The organism is Paenibacillus sp. FW101-FHT12H11, from assembly GCF_058790355.1.
On sequence record NZ_JBYTCO010000001.1, the window covers coordinates 156,449 to 171,009 of the forward strand.

The 14,561-nt window shown below is 47.4% G+C and carries 13 protein-coding genes; 12 read left to right on the plus strand and 1 reads right to left on the minus strand.

Annotated elements, in window-relative coordinates; translation table 11 throughout:
* The first annotated feature begins 114 nt into the window (after positions 1-114).
* Positions 115-939, plus strand: coding sequence for a divergent polysaccharide deacetylase family protein (locus tag AC3WTJ_RS00835; protein WP_492520157.1), 825 nt, complete (start codon positions 115-117; stop codon positions 937-939).
* Here AC3WTJ_RS00835 and AC3WTJ_RS00840 read toward each other — a convergent pair.
* A complete protein-coding gene (locus AC3WTJ_RS00840; protein ID WP_492520158.1) occupies positions 926-1,618 on the minus strand; it encodes an N-acetylmuramoyl-L-alanine amidase family protein in 693 nt (230 codons plus the stop codon). The genes AC3WTJ_RS00835 and AC3WTJ_RS00840 overlap by 14 nt on opposite strands.
* A 155-nt stretch (positions 1,619-1,773) precedes the next feature.
* On the opposite strand from AC3WTJ_RS00840, the gene lonB reads away from it, so the two are divergent.
* The 11 genes from lonB to cobA all read left to right on the plus strand — a co-directional run bounded on the left by lonB (position 1,774) and on the right by cobA (position 14,557).
* The gene (gene lonB, locus AC3WTJ_RS00845) at positions 1,774-3,492 is read left to right on the plus strand and encodes an ATP-dependent protease LonB (RefSeq protein ID WP_407869220.1); all 1,719 of its coding nucleotides are present in this window, start codon (positions 1,774-1,776) and stop codon (positions 3,490-3,492) included.
* A gap of 148 nt (positions 3,493-3,640) precedes the next feature.
* A complete protein-coding gene (gene lon / locus AC3WTJ_RS00850) occupies positions 3,641-5,986 on the plus strand; it encodes an endopeptidase La (RefSeq protein ID WP_492520159.1) in 2,346 nt (781 codons plus the stop codon).
* A gap of 23 nt (positions 5,987-6,009) precedes the next feature.
* Entirely contained in the window at positions 6,010-6,678 is a 669-nt protein-coding gene (yihA, locus tag AC3WTJ_RS00855) for a ribosome biogenesis GTP-binding protein YihA/YsxC (protein ID WP_492520160.1), read from the plus strand.
* Positions 6,679-6,921: 243 nt separating this feature from the next.
* Positions 6,922-7,509 carry a non-ribosomal peptide synthetase module gene (locus tag AC3WTJ_RS00860; protein WP_127455281.1) on the plus strand — a complete coding sequence of 196 codons (588 nt, stop codon included), beginning with the start codon at positions 6,922-6,924 and terminating at the stop codon, positions 7,507-7,509.
* Positions 7,510-7,835: 326 nt separating this feature from the next.
* Positions 7,836-8,243 (plus strand): adenosylmethionine decarboxylase, encoded by a 408-nt coding sequence (speD, locus tag AC3WTJ_RS00865; RefSeq protein WP_127455282.1) that lies wholly within the window; start codon positions 7,836-7,838, stop codon positions 8,241-8,243.
* A 117-nt stretch (positions 8,244-8,360) separates the two neighbouring features.
* A complete protein-coding gene (locus AC3WTJ_RS00870; RefSeq protein ID WP_492520161.1) occupies positions 8,361-8,897 on the plus strand; it encodes an S-adenosylmethionine decarboxylase in 537 nt (178 codons plus the stop codon).
* A 156-nt stretch (positions 8,898-9,053) separates the two neighbouring features.
* Positions 9,054-10,457, plus strand: coding sequence for a glutamyl-tRNA reductase (gene hemA, locus AC3WTJ_RS00875; protein ID WP_492520162.1), 1,404 nt, complete (start codon positions 9,054-9,056; stop codon positions 10,455-10,457).
* A gap of 33 nt (positions 10,458-10,490) precedes the next feature.
* Positions 10,491-11,324: a cytochrome c biogenesis protein CcsA gene (gene ccsA / locus AC3WTJ_RS00880; RefSeq protein ID WP_127455285.1), complete on the plus strand. Its 834-nt coding sequence runs from the start codon at positions 10,491-10,493 to the stop codon at positions 11,322-11,324.
* 2 nt (positions 11,325-11,326) lie between these two features.
* Entirely contained in the window at positions 11,327-12,058 is a 732-nt protein-coding gene (locus AC3WTJ_RS00885; RefSeq protein WP_492520163.1) for a precorrin-2 dehydrogenase/sirohydrochlorin ferrochelatase family protein, read from the plus strand.
* A gap of 13 nt (positions 12,059-12,071) precedes the next feature.
* Positions 12,072-13,019 (plus strand): hydroxymethylbilane synthase, encoded by a 948-nt coding sequence (gene hemC, locus AC3WTJ_RS00890; protein ID WP_492520164.1) that lies wholly within the window; start codon positions 12,072-12,074, stop codon positions 13,017-13,019.
* Between the two features lie 5 nt (positions 13,020-13,024).
* On the plus strand, positions 13,025-14,557 hold the full coding sequence (cobA, locus tag AC3WTJ_RS00895; protein ID WP_492520165.1) for a uroporphyrinogen-III C-methyltransferase: 1,533 nt from the start codon (positions 13,025-13,027) through the stop codon (positions 14,555-14,557).
* Positions 14,558-14,561 lie beyond the last annotated feature (4 nt).

Sequence of the window (14,561 nt, forward strand, 5' to 3'; positions counted from 1 at the left end):
ATCTTGACGGCTTTTTGTTATTCAACGCGCGCATATTTGAGACGTAAGAGAAGCATAATGAGAGAACTGGAAAGCTTGCTCAATTCGCGCAAGTTTTACTATGGATGAAGGAGAATGACCATGAATTTGTTAAAAAAGAACGCTGCAACACGTCGAATTTCCTTAGCAGTTACGATGGGGATTTCGCTGTTCCTGCTGCCCGCACATTCCGGCGCTGCTGATAGCCTGAACCCCAATCAGCCTGTTGCTGAATCAAAAACGAAAAAGGTAGCCATTGTCATTGATGACTTTGGCAACAATATGGATGGCACCACGGAAATGTTGAATCTACCCATCCCATTCACAGTAGCTGTGATGCCATTTCTGCCCTCTACCAAGCAAGACGCTCAACTAGCACATGACAAAGGCCATGAGGTCATCCTGCACCTGCCTATGGAGCCAGTGCGAGGTAAGAAGAGTTGGCTTGGCCCCGGAGCCATTACTACGGACTTATCCAGTGATGAGATTCATAAGCGGATCGTAGCGGCAATAGAAGATGTCCCTTATGCGATAGGGATCAATAATCATATGGGCTCTAAAGCGACAGCCGATGAAAGAGTTATGAATATTCTCGTTGATATCTGCAAAGAGAAAAATCTCATTTTATTGGACAGCCGCACGACACCGCATAGCTTGATCGGGAAATTGGCGGGCCAGAAGGGCGTTCCATTTTCGGAAAATCAGCTGTTTTTTGACGACCTCTATACCTACAGCCACATTAGCAAGCAGATGGTAAAGTTTAAGAAGTTTGTGAAAGACAGAGATTTGGTCATTGCAATTGGACATGTTGGCCCTCCAGGCAAGAAAACAGCTCAAGTCATCAAAGAGGCCATTCCAACGATTCAAAAAGATGCAACCTTTGTACCTCTTTCGCATACGGTGAATCTTAACGCGAGATAGTAGGATTATCGACCATCCCAAAGTATTCATCAATAGCCCGGGCAACGGCATCCGCAAGTTTGGCTTGATGGTGAGAGCTATTCAACAGCTTGCGGTCGGATTTATTCGAAATAAAGCCGAACTCCACGATAACAGCCGGGTATTTGGTATTTCGGAGCACATAATATTTTTTCCCGAGAATAGGCAGTTCCTTTGAGCCGTACACACGATTAAGCGAGTTTTGCAGCAAATTGGCAAACAGGATACTTTCGGATCGATTTTGGTGAAAAACAAGTGGTCCTCGCCGATTTGGTTTGCCCGACCAGTTAATATGCATGCTGAGCATCATTTTGGGCTTAATCGTGTTGGCTATTCCGGATCGCTGTGCCAAATCTTTGCGATGTCTTCCTCCATAGGACCATTTATTATCTTGGCTCAAGGCATAATCATCGGTTCGGTTAATAATGACACGGTAGCCTTTTTTCTGAAGTAATTTGTAAGTCTTTTTAGAAATTGCTAAGTTCATATCTTTTTCTTGGTATTTGCCGTATTTAGCTCCGGAATCAACACCGCCGTGGCCTACATCAATAATGATATCGGCATAAGGGAGCAGGGGGTTTCCTGCAAAAGCATAAGCATCAGAGCCTGCTGCTGCGAGGAGGCACAGAAAAAGAAGGACGATTGTCAATAAGCGCTTCAAAATGCCACATCCTTTTGCATGAAAGGTCATCTCTTATCCTTCTTCATAAAGGGAGCTTACATACGCCATTCAAAAGTTTGCATGGATTGGATTAACCTTCTTTTACACGGGAATAATGGAAGTTATCGCTAAGGTTTTACTAAGGAGGCATGACAATGAGTCTAAGTATTATTTTAATGGTAATTCAAGTGTTTTTTGCGGTTGTTATCGGGCTGTATTTCTGGAATTTACTGCGTAACCAACAGACGAATCGGACTGCTGTCGATAGAGAATCCAGAAAAGAATTGGAGAAGCTCAGAAAGCTTAGATCCATATCACTGACAAAGCCGTTATCGGAGAAAACGAGACCTTCCTCCATGCAGGATATTGTTGGCCAAGTGGAAGGCTTGAAGGCTTTGAAAGCCGCTCTGTGCGGCGCTAATCCACAGCATGTTCTCATTTATGGGCCTCCGGGTGTCGGTAAAACGGCTGCTGCCCGCGTCGTATTGGAGGAAGCGAAGAAAAATCAGGAATCTCCATTCCGCGCGGATTCTAAGTTCACGGAGATTGATGCGACAACAGCTCGCTTCGATGAGAGAGGGATTGCCGATCCCTTAATCGGTTCTGTTCACGACCCTATTTATCAAGGTGCAGGCGCAATGGGCGTAGCGGGAATTCCGCAGCCGAAGCCAGGCGCTGTAACCAAAGCGCATGGGGGCATTCTGTTCATCGATGAAATCGGTGAATTGCACCCAACGCAAATGAACAAATTATTAAAGGTGCTGGAAGACCGTAAAGTATTTCTTGAGAGCGCGTATTACAGCTCGGAAGACACGAATATTCCAGGTTATATCCATGATATATTTCAAAATGGCCTTCCTGCGGATTTCCGTTTAGTGGGGGCTACGACCCGTACGCCAAGCGAGATTCCACCAGCTATTCGGTCACGGTGTCTGGAAATCTTTTTCCGCCCTCTTTTACCGGAAGAAGTTGGAGAGATTGCACGCAAAGCTTTGGATAAGATCGGCTTTAAGAAATGCGAAGCAGCCGTCGGGGTTGTCATGAAGTATGCAACGAACGGCAGGGAAGCTGTGAACGTTATTCAACTTGCAGCCGGTATCGCTTTATCGGATAAAAGAGATGAAATTACGGCTTCCGACATAGAATGGGTTGTAAATTCATCACAAATCCCTCCCAGACCTGAACGCAAAGTACCTGCCCAACCGCAAGTCGGATTTGTTAACGGGTTAGCTGTCTATGGTCCTAATTTGGGTACCTTGCTTGAGATTGAAGTATCAGCCATTCCGATTGCTGTCGCAGGTACAGGGAAATTCAACATCACAGGTGTGGTGGATGAAGAAGAAATGGGAGGAGGATCACGGACAATTCGCAGAAAAAGCATGGCTCGCGGCTCTGTAGAAAACGTGCTGACAGTCCTCCGCAAGCTCGGATTCAACACTTCCGATTATGACCTGCATATTAACTTCCCCGGCGGTGTGCCGATTGACGGGCCTTCTGCCGGTATTTCAATGGCAACAGCTATCGCATCTGCGATACACAGAATTCCTGTCGATAACAAACTGGCCATGACGGGTGAAATGAGCATACATGGGAAAGTCAAACCGGTAGGCGGCGTAGTCGCGAAAGTGGAGGCCGCATTCCAAGCTGGAGCAACCAAAGTCATCATCCCGAAGGAAAATTGGCAGGAGATGTTTGCCGATTTGCCAGGCGTAGAGGTCATTGCTGCGGAATCCATTGAGGAAGTTTTGAGTGCTGCGCTGGGAATTGAGCTTCATGACAATGTCATTCCTATGCCTTTTGCCGCGGAAAGAACAATTGCTTCATCGACTTTGCCGATTCTGCATGCGAATTCACAGCATACGATTGATTCCTAAATTCAGCTGCAATTACCTTACATGCCGCGTTAGGTGCCAATTGGTGTTTTCTGTGCAGTTTTGATAAAATGTAAAGGGCAACGGATGAATACAATAATGAGAGACTTTGAGCAGGGCTCAGAGCTCCCTATATATGGAGGTGCAGAGGATGGGACCCGGAAAAATCAAGGTGCGCAGATTGCCGCTATTGCCTCTAAGGGGACTGCTGGTTTATCCGAGCATGGTTCTACATCTGGATGTAGGGCGGGAAAAGTCGGTTAAAGCATTAGAGCGGGCAATGGTGGATGACAGCATGATACTCCTCTGCTCTCAATCTGAGATCAACATTGAAGAGCCTTCCAAAGAAGATATTTATCGCATCGGGACCATTGCGAAGGTGCGGCAAATGCTGAAGCTGCCGAATGGAACGATTCGTGTCTTAGTAGAAGGCGTGTTGCGTGCTGAGATTGTAGAGTACCTCGTGAATGACGAATACTACGAAGTGACGGCCAGAGAGCTGCCTGAGCAAGAAATAACGGATCCAGAGATTGATGCGCTGATGCGTACCGTCCTGAACCAATTCGAGCATTATATCAATCTATCCAAAAAGGTGACACCAGAGACGCTCGCGGCTGTATCCGATATCGATGAGCCAGGCCGTTTAGCTGATGTCATCTGCAGTCATTTGTCGCTCAAAATCAAGGATAAGCAAGACATTTTGGAGACCGTGGATGTGCGCGAGCGGCTTGAGAAAATGCTGAATATTCTCAACAATGAGCGAGAAGTGCTTGAACTGGAGCGCAAAATCAGCCAACGCGTCAAAAAGCAGATGGAAAAAACGCAGAAGGAATACTACCTTCGCGAGCAGATGAAAGCGATCCAGAAGGAACTTGGCGATAAGGAAGGCCGCGCAGGCGAAGTCGATGAGCTGCGGAATCAATTGTCGGAAGCTGAGCTGCCTGACAAGGTGCGTGAGAAGGTCGAGAAAGAAATCGACCGTCTGGAGAAAATGCCGGCAACCTCTGCAGAGGGCGGCGTCATTCGCAACTACATTGATTGGCTGCTTGGGCTGCCATGGTCCAAATCTACCGTAGATGATCTTGATTTGAACATCGCCGAAGAAATTCTCAATGAAGATCATTTCGGGCTTGAGAAACCGAAGGAACGCGTGCTGGAGTACCTGGCCGTACAGAAGCTGGTCAAAAAGCTGAAAGGTCCTATCCTTTGTTTGGTGGGTCCGCCAGGGGTTGGTAAAACGTCCATCGCCCGTTCAATCGCAAGATCCATGGGCAGACAGTTTATCCGCATCTCGCTCGGCGGTGTCAGGGATGAAGCGGAGATCCGCGGCCATCGCCGCACGTATGTTGGAGCTATGCCCGGCAGGATCATCCAGGGGATGAAAAATGCCGGAGCCAATAATCCCGTTTTCTTATTAGACGAAATCGATAAAATGGCCATGGATTTCCGCGGTGATCCCGCATCGGCGCTGTTGGAAGTTCTGGATCCCGAGCAAAATAGCACTTTTAGTGATCATTTCATTGAAGTTCCGTTCGATTTGTCCAATGTCATGTTCGTCACAACTGCTAATGCCGTTCACAATATTCCGCGTCCTTTGTTAGATCGGATGGAGGTTCTATACATCCCGGGCTATACGGAAATTGAGAAAATGCAAATAGCCAAGAAATATTTGCTGCCGAAGCAAAAGCGCGATCATGGTTTAGAGGAAGAACAACTTGTCGTTGACGACGCAGCGTTGATGAAAATCGTCCGTGATTACACACGAGAAGCCGGTGTTCGTAATTTAGAGCAGCAAGTTGCCGGGATGAACCGTAAGGCAGCCAAGAAAATTGTGTCCGACCCATCCACGCCGGTACATGTAACGGAAGAGAACCTGAAGGACTACTTGGGTCCTGTTAAGTTCCGGTACAATGTAGCGGAAGAGAAGGATCAGATCGGAGCGGTCACAGGGCTTGCCTGGACGGAAGTCGGCGGAGATACGCTGGTCATTGAAGTGACTGTGATGCAAGGCACAGGCAAGCTGACTCTGACAGGTAAGCTCGGAGATGTCATGAAGGAGTCCGCACAAGCAGCGTTCAGCTATACGCGAACACGCGCTGATGTGCTTGGGATTGCACCTGACTTCCACGAAAAGAATGACATCCATATCCACATCCCGGAGGGTGCGATACCCAAAGATGGCCCTTCCGCGGGGATAACGATGGCAACCGCCTTGATCTCGGCTTTGACGAATATCCCGGTTTCCCGCTCAGTGGCGATGACAGGCGAAATCACACTTCGCGGCCGCGTACTGCCAATCGGAGGACTGAAAGAAAAGGCACTTGCTGCGCATCGTGCTGGTATTCGTACCATTCTGCTGCCTCAGGATAATGAGAAAGATATCGTCGAAATTCCAGAAAGTGTCCGCGATGAGATGACCTTTATACCGGTCAGCCACATGGATCAAGTGCTCGAACATGCACTTGTGAAGAATAGGCCGCCAGCTCACGTCGGATAACCATAGAAAGTAGTTGAACATTCTTGAAAGTCAATCAAGCTGAGTTTGTTATCAGTGCGGTTGGACCTAGCCAATATCCAGAGGATGCCTTGCCGGAGATTGCTCTGGCAGGGCGTTCTAATGTCGGGAAATCCTCGCTCATTAACTGCTTGATCTCCCGCAAAAACTTGGCCAGAACCAGCTCCCAACCGGGTAAAACCCAAACACTGAACTATTATAGAGTAAATCAGGACTTATATTTTGTTGATCTTCCCGGTTATGGTTACGCGAAAGTATCCAAAACAAAAAGAGAACAATGGGGAAAATTCATTGAGAATTACTTGTTGAACCGCGAAACGTTGCGTCTTGTCATGCAGCTGGTGGATTTAAGACATCCGCCGTCCAAGGATGACCAAGCGATGTATGAATGGTTAAGACATAACGATGTGCCTGTTCTCGTGGTTGCAACGAAAGCAGATAAGATTCCCAAAAGCCAATGGGCCAAACACCTTAAAATCGTGCGAGAAACATTGGGAATGGATAAAGGCGTTCAGCCTCTGATGTTCTCTTCTGAGCTTACGCTCGGGAAGGACGAGCTGTGGGGGATCCTGGAGCAAGCTATCGCTTATGGAGAGCCGGAAGCGGAAGCAGCTGAAGCCCCGGCTGGAACGATTGAAACAAACGAAGAAGTAATCCAGCGAGAACCGTCCTGATTCTAAGGGCGGTTTTTGCGTATAGTTGAGCAAGATGCCAAAAGAGAGAGCAAATCAAGAAGAAGCATACAGGAAAGTGAGGTTTTCTAGGGAAAATTTACTGGCATTCCGTATTTCCTTGGTTTTTTCAGAATATTTGGCGGATTATCATGAAATGCACGCAGGAATATTAATGCCGCTTGTAGTATAATAATAAACAAGGTAATTGTTCATTGCTTGAAAACAAAGAATCGAGGGATTTTTATGGCACAAAGGTTAGCGACTGAATATGTCAAGACCTGCCTCCAGTTAACAGAAGCCGAGATGTTCAGGTTTTTTCAAATGTTCGTGGACCATCAAGTGACTTTGCAAGTGAAGGTTTTGGAAAATGGCAATCAAGAAGTTGTTTTTCAAGATGGTGCAGGTCAAGAAATCGTCCTTTCATTTGAGAAGAAATCGGGCCTATATGAATGTACAGGATCCTGCAGATTAAGTAATACTTTACTGGCTAATTTAATGCGAAAAGCTGTATCAGAGTTCAAAGGAAGCGCGACGGTAAACCGAATTTATTCCAGTTATACCATGGTGTACTACTATGAACGCGGCACTGTTGTGAAGATTGAAGAAGTTAAAGGGCAATTGATAACGGTCATTTATGAGTTCCGAGATACCATTGGCCTCATGCAGGAAATGTTCCAAAAGAGAGAAGTCGAACAAGAGATCGAAATGATCTACGACCAAATTAATCACCTTCTCGACTTGCGCAATATGGTGCAGGATCAAGGAGAACATCAGCAGATCGACACTCGCCTCAATGAGCTCACACATCGTTTGTTTATTTTGGAGGCTTAACAACCACATATACATGCAAATGGAAGACCCGATTAAGGGTCTTTTTTGTGTCCAAATTACGACTTTTTGAGTCGAATGAACAAGTTAAACGCCTTCTACATAGATTAGATATTGCGTGCTCGGATGAGAAGGGCTTTGGCAAAAAAAACTATTGCATTTCTCGTCGATAGATGTTATTTTTATTCTCGTTGAAACAATATAGGAACCAGGATTCACTCAGGACATTGAATGTTGCGAGAGATAATACCCTCGGGAAGTGAATGACGTAGGTCCTAGCGGATGAAATTTTTACACACATTTTATTCCTAGGAAGGGGGAACCGAAAGATGGAAACTGAATACTCAACTTTCGGAAGACACGTTGCTGTAGATACTTGGGGGGTAGATTTCGAACTTCTGAACAATGCAGAATGGTTGCAGGCTCAGATGGTAGAAGCTGCCGAGGTATGCGGAGCAACCGTACTATCTGTACAATCCAAGCAATTTGAACCACAAGGAGCAACTGTACTTGTTATGTTGTCCGAGAGTCATCTCTCCATTCACACTTATCCTGAGAGAGGTTTTGCCGCGCTTGACTGTTATACTTGCGGTGAGACAGTGGACCCTCAATTAGCAATTGATTTTATGGTATCCGTATTGAAACCAGAAACATTCCATGCGAAGAAACTAGTTCGCGGAATGGGTGAATTGCAAGTAGAAACTCCTGAAATTAAGCTAGCAGAGCTTGTGAAATAAGGTTCTGCACATAACAATAACGATGGCCACGGAGAAATCCGTGGTTATTTGTTTGTCCTTCTTCCCATACAATGTTATTGCGGCACATGTCCAATAAGGGAAGCGGGGAGTTAAGCAGTGAGACGAAAATTAACGAGAAAAGCAGTCCTGTACAGTATTGTTCTGTTTCTTATCATTTGGCCCATCTATCAGCTGTCACAAATGCTTGGCCATCATAAAGAAAAACATGACGCATCCCATCTGCTGTATCAGGTTTCGTTATTTCAGATGGAACTGTTAATGAGCTACCTGGAGGAAGCCGCGCAAAGCAAAACGACGGATGAGCTGGCGGCGAGCCAGCAGGCCTTATACTCTGCGGGCTATACGCACGAACGTCTTGTACTGGCGGCAGGAGGATCGGATTATCTCACTCCCATGTCCAGTATGATACAGTTATCGCAGTACTTGCAGCGACTCCAGATCGGCGGTGAACGGGCATTAAAGCCTGATGAACTGCAAACGCTCAAAGAAGCGGGGCTGCAATATAAAAGCATGTATGAGATATATGAGAAAATCATGGCCTCCAATGGAGAAATTGTGGCTTCCCAAAACACGAAACTGGCGGAGCTCGATAGCAATTTAACGGCTTTTCTCCGCAAAAAACTGCTTCAATAAATGGGCTTCTTGCCAATTCAGGTATAGGCGAGCCGAATGCTGTTAAAACTAACGAGCATAGTGAAGCATTCATAATTTATTCAAAAATTTTGTCGGATTGAATAGTTTGCTGTGCTATAATGTTCATAGAAAATGAAAGAAGGGCAGGTGGTACACTTGCATATCGTAACAGTTGGTCTTAATTATCGAACAGCTCCAGTTGAAATTCGCGAGAAGTTTGCTTTTTCCGAACAAGATTTGCCGATCGCATTGGCGGAATTGAAAGAAACAAAAAGCATCTTAGAATGTGTAATTGTCGCCACCTGCAATCGCACGGAAATTTACGCCGTTGTGGATCGACCACAGATGTGCAATCATTATTTAACACATTTTATTGAGCGGTGGTTCCAAGTTCCAAAGGCTCAGTTTCAGAAACATTTATATATGCATGAAAATGAGAAGGCGATTGAGCATTTATTCCGCGTAACCAGCGGTTTAGATTCTATGGTGATAGGGGAAACCCAAATTCTAGGACAGGTCAAAGAAGCTTTTTTATCGTCTCAAAAAATGAAAGCGACGGGTTCGTATTTCAATACGTTGTTTAAGCAATCCGTTACTTTAGCCAAAAAGGCGCATTCCGAAACGGGCATTAGCAATAATCCGGTTTCTGTTTCTTATGCTGCGGTGGAGCTCGGTAAGCGGATTTTTGGTACATATAACAATAAAACCGTTATGATTATCGGTGCCGGGAAGATGAGCGAGCTCACGGTTAAGCATTTGTATGCGAACGGGGCTAACAAAGTTATCGTCGTTAACCGTACGTTTGAGCGTGCAGCCGAGTTAGCGGATAAATTCAACGGTATTCCGTGCACTATGGACAAAATGGCATCGTATTTGCCTGAGGTGGATATTATTATCTCCTCGACAGGTGCTCCGGGTTATGTTTTAACAAAAAATGATATTCAGTCTTATGTCCAAAAGAGAAAATCGCGCCCATTGTTCATGATGGATATTGCCGTGCCTCGTGATTTGGATCCGCAAATTAGCGAACTCCCGAATGTGTTCCTGTATGATATTGATGACTTGGAGCATATCGTTGATAAGCATTTGCAGGAGAGAAAGAAAGAAGCCGCCAAGATTGAGACGATGATTGAAACGGAAATCGGTGTGTTTGAACAGTGGACAAAGACACTTGGCGTAAGTCCGGTGATTAACGCTCTTCAAGCGAAAGCCAGCCAGATTCACGAAGAGACGATGGAAAGCATGCTGAATAAGCTGCCTGATCTCGATGAGCGTGAAATCAAAGTGATCCGTAAATTAACCAAGAGCATCGTGAACCAAGTGCTGCGCGACCCTATCCTGCGTATTAAGGAAATGGCGGGAGAACGCCATGGGGAAGAAGCGCTTGACCTCTTCACGAAATTATTTGCCCTGGAAGAGACATTAGAACAACAAGAGCAAGCCAATCAATTAGCACAAGAGCTGGAAGCCGGTCAGAAAGCGCAGGAAGCGAAACAGCTTCTGGAAGAGAAACTGTCCGTACGCGGGTTACAAGCCGCGGACATTCTGGCAAAATCTTGAGAATAAAGGCGCTAATCGCCTGGGAGAGGTGCCATGGTAACTCGTAGCTGGTTGTTTGATGCGATGATTTATATGTATGCCCTGAGCCTATTGTTTTACTTTTCGGATTTCGCGAATGCGAACCGAAGCGCAAAACGGATGGGGACGGGGCTCCTTTTATTTGTATGGGTCCTGCAAACCGCGTATTTAGCAATTAATTTATACAATCATTTAACAGAATGGGCATTTGCCGGAACAGACGTCCTGTTTATGTTTTCATGGTTGATCGTGTCTATTTCCTTGCTGGTCAACCGATTTTTCCGAATCGAATTGTTCGTGTTTTTTGTTAACGTTTTTGGTTTCGCCATACTCGCCTTAAACATATTTGGAAACCCGAATGTCATGCCGATCAAAGCTGGTTGGGACGTCAACGATGAGCTCTTATTTATACATATTTCCCTAGCGATCGGCAGTTACGTAGCATTTTCCATTGCAGCCATTTTCTCTTGCATGTATGTGTTTTTACACAATATGTTAAAGGCTAAAAAGTTTTCTCAAACCGTGATGCGATTGCCTTCGCTTGAGAAAATTGAGCATTATACGTATTTTTCCGTCATTATCGGAGCTCCATTGCTGCTGATGGCGTTAAGTCTTGGCGTGGTTTGGGTTGTCCTGGAGGGGAATCACAACTTGCTCTATGATCCGAAGGTGATTAATTCATTCTTTGTGCTCGCCGCCTATGCGTTCTATTTATTTCAACAGAAGTCGATGCGGATTTCCGGCTACAAATTAGCGGCTTGGAACCTGGCTGCTTTTTTCATTGTCGTGGTTAACTTTGTTGTTTCCAATTTAGTTTCCGGTTTTCACGACTGGATATGGAGCTATTGAACATGAAGTACCCGTACCCGATTATGGTGAATCTCGCGGGAAAGCAATGTTTGGTAATTGGCGGTGGTCCTGTTGCTGAACGTAAGGTTTTCTCATTGCTTGAAGCTGAGGCCCGCGTGACGATGATCAGCATGGAGTTCACGGAGGGATTAGTCGAACTGGGCAATCGTTCGGAAGTAGTCCTGCACAGGCAGACGTTTCATCCGTCTATGATGACCAGTGAAGAATTTATGCCTTTTACACTGGTAGTTGCGGCAACTAACAGCGCTGAAGTAAATGCACAAGTCTATGAATTTGCAACGGCGCAGGGGAAGTTGGTCAACGTGGTGGATCAGCCGGAGCTTAGCTCGTACATACAACCTTCAGTTGTACGAAGAGGGAAGCTGGTGATTGCCGTTTCAACCGGGGGAGCAAGTCCTTCGGCAGCACGTAAAATCGCTCGGGAGCTGGATAACAATTACGGTGAGGAATACGAGATTTATCTTGATTTTCTCAGCGAAGTACGGCATCTCGTTCAAAGTAAAATAGCGGACAAGCAAGCCAGACAGCGAATGTTCAAAGAAATGCTGGACTGGGACGTGCTGGACAAAATTCGTGACGGTTCGTTCAACAGTTGGAAGGACAAGCTTTACTTGGCGATAGAAAGAGGACCTTGGCCGAATGGATTAGTAGGTCAAGTGGATACAGACCGGCCTTCATGGTCAACGATTACAGATTTCGGACAGCGAGTTTAGGAGGCGGGTAGAGATGAGAACCATTATTGTAGGTACTAGACAAAGCGCACTAGCGTTAACCCAAACGGGGCAGGCGGTAGAGCTCTTAAAGCAACTTGCTGCGGAGCACGGGATTGACTGTCAATTTGAAATCAAGAAAATTGTCACGAAAGGCGACCGCATTTTGGACGTAACGTTATCCAAAGTAGGCGGGAAGGGGCTGTTCGTCAAGGAAATCGAACAGGCGCTTACGGACGGCGAGATCGACATCGCTGTCCATAGCATGAAAGATATGCCCTTCGAGCTTCCTGAAGGGCTTGTGGTCGGAGCGATACCGAAGCGTGAGGATCCGCGAGATGCGCTTATCACACGCGGATACGGCTCCCTGCAGGAGCTGCCGCAGGGCGCGCTTGTAGGGACCAGCTCGCTGCGCCGTGCCAGCCAGCTGCAGCATCTCCGCCCGGACCTCCGCATCGAGTCGGTCCGCGGTAACATTGATTCGAGGCTGCGCAAGCTCGATGAAGAGAACTTCGATGCGATCATGTTGGCCGCAGCCGGTTTGCACCGGATCGGCTGGCAGGATCGCATCAGCGCGTACTTGCCGCCCGAAGAGTGCCTCCCTGCCGTAGGGCAGGGGGCGCTCTGCATCGAGTGCCGGGGCGGCGATGCTTTCGTGCTGGACTTGCTGGGCAAGTTCCAGCATGAGCCTACTGCGCTCGCGGTGCGGGCAGAGCGGGCATTCCTCGGCAGACTCAATGGAGGCTGCCAGGTGCCGCTCGGCGCATACGCGAGCGTAAGCGAAGAAGGCAGCGAGTCTGAAGGACCGCTGCTTACGCTGACAGGCATGGTCGGAACGCCGGATGGCGCGACCATGCTGAAGGAAACGGCTTCCGGGCGTGATCCGGAAGCGCTTGGCGAACTTATTGCGGCCAAGCTGATTGAACAAGGCGCTGAACGTATCCTAGCTGAGGTAAGGGAGTGAGCCACTTGAACAAGGGAAGAGTTTATCTCGTTGGCGCGGGTCCTGGCGACCCGAAGCTGATCTCGGTTCGTGGTTTGGAAGCCATTCAGAAAGCGGATGTCATTGTCTACGATCGTCTGGCGAATCCCCGTTTACTCAAGCATCGCAGACCGGACGCTGAGCTGATCTTTGTCGGCAAGCTTCCGGATAAACATATTTTAAAGCAAGAAGAAATCAATCATTTACTCGTAGATTTGGCTTTGCAAGGCAAGGTCGTGACGCGTCTAAAGGGCGGCGATCCCAGCGTTTTCGGACGTGTGGGGGAGGAAGCGGAGCTGCTCGCGGAGCACGATGTGACCTACGACATCATTCCGGGCATTACGTCTTCCATTGCCGTTCCGGCTTATGCGGGCATTCCAGTCACACATCGCAATTTCACGTCGTCCTTCGCGATTATTACGGGTCACGAGTATCCCAATAAAACGTATTCCGGTCTGGACTGGGAGCATCTGGCCAAAGCAATCGGCACGATGGTCTTCTTGATGGGTGTTGCGAATATCGAACAAATCAGCCGTGAATTAATACGCTGCGGCAAGCCCCCGGAAACGCCGGTAGCATTGGTCAGATGGGGCACTTGGGCTGACCAGGCAACCATCACAGGCACGCTTTCCGACATTACGGAGAAGGTGAGAGAAGCTGAATTCAAATCACCGGCTGTCATCATTGTCGGCGAAGTTGTGAAGCTGCGTGAGAAACTGGCTTGGGTCGAGAAGAAGCCGTTGTTTGGCCGTCGAATATTGGTGACGCGCGCCAGAAGCCAAGCCAGCGAGCTGGTTGATCTGATCGATGACCTCGGCGGAGAAGCTGTCGAGTTCCCGGTGATCAAGCTGCAGCCGCCAAGCCGTCCTGAAGCCCAGCAAGCGTTGGACGAGGCTTTAGATGAACTGCATACTTACGATTGGATTTTATTGACCAGTGTGAATGGGGTGGAGTTTTTCTTCAACCGGCTGCGCGAGCGGAGGATCGATGTTCGCAGAATGGGCAATGCCCGCATTGCGGCAGTTGGCCCCAGAACGGCTGAGGCGCTTGCTGAGCGAGGCATTATCGCCGATGTACTTCCAAGCAAATATCAGGGTGAAGGCATGCTGGAGGCCATTCAGGCTGATCTGATAGCCGGTCAGAAGGTCCTGCTGCCAACAGCCGATTTGGCACGTGATTATTTACCTGCTAAGATGCGCGAGCTTGGTTTGCAAGTGACAGAAGTTGATGTGTACGAGAATGTGCTCACAGCGGATGACGGAGATGAAATCATTCATCTGCTGCAAAATCATAGCATTCATATTATTACTTTTACGAGCTCATCCACCGTTACGAATTTGATTGAAGCCTTGAAGCAGCTTGGCATTGAAGAGCCTTTATCTCTGCTGCAAGGTGTTGAAATTGCCTGTATCGGACCCAAAACCGCAGAAACGGTAAGTCAATATGGACTGCCGATTACGTATATGGCTGAAGAGGCCACCATTGCTTCACTTGTTCAAAGCATGATTCAACCTAAATAATGGC

Coding starts and splice junctions, on each gene's coding strand:
- AC3WTJ_RS00835 (WP_492520157.1), top strand. CDS start 115: ATGACCATGAATTTGTTAAAAAAGAACGCTGCAACACGTCGAATTTCC.
- lonB (WP_407869220.1), top strand. CDS start 1,774: ATGAGTCTAAGTATTATTTTAATGGTAATTCAAGTGTTTTTTGCGGTT.
- lon (WP_492520159.1), top strand. CDS start 3,641: ATGGGACCCGGAAAAATCAAGGTGCGCAGATTGCCGCTATTGCCTCTA.
- AC3WTJ_RS00860 (WP_127455281.1), top strand. CDS start 6,922: ATGGCACAAAGGTTAGCGACTGAATATGTCAAGACCTGCCTCCAGTTA.
- speD (WP_127455282.1), top strand. CDS start 7,836: ATGGAAACTGAATACTCAACTTTCGGAAGACACGTTGCTGTAGATACT.
- ccsA (WP_127455285.1), top strand. CDS start 10,491: ATGGTAACTCGTAGCTGGTTGTTTGATGCGATGATTTATATGTATGCC.
- AC3WTJ_RS00885 (WP_492520163.1), top strand. CDS start 11,327: ATGAAGTACCCGTACCCGATTATGGTGAATCTCGCGGGAAAGCAATGT.
- hemC (WP_492520164.1), top strand. CDS start 12,072: ATGAGAACCATTATTGTAGGTACTAGACAAAGCGCACTAGCGTTAACC.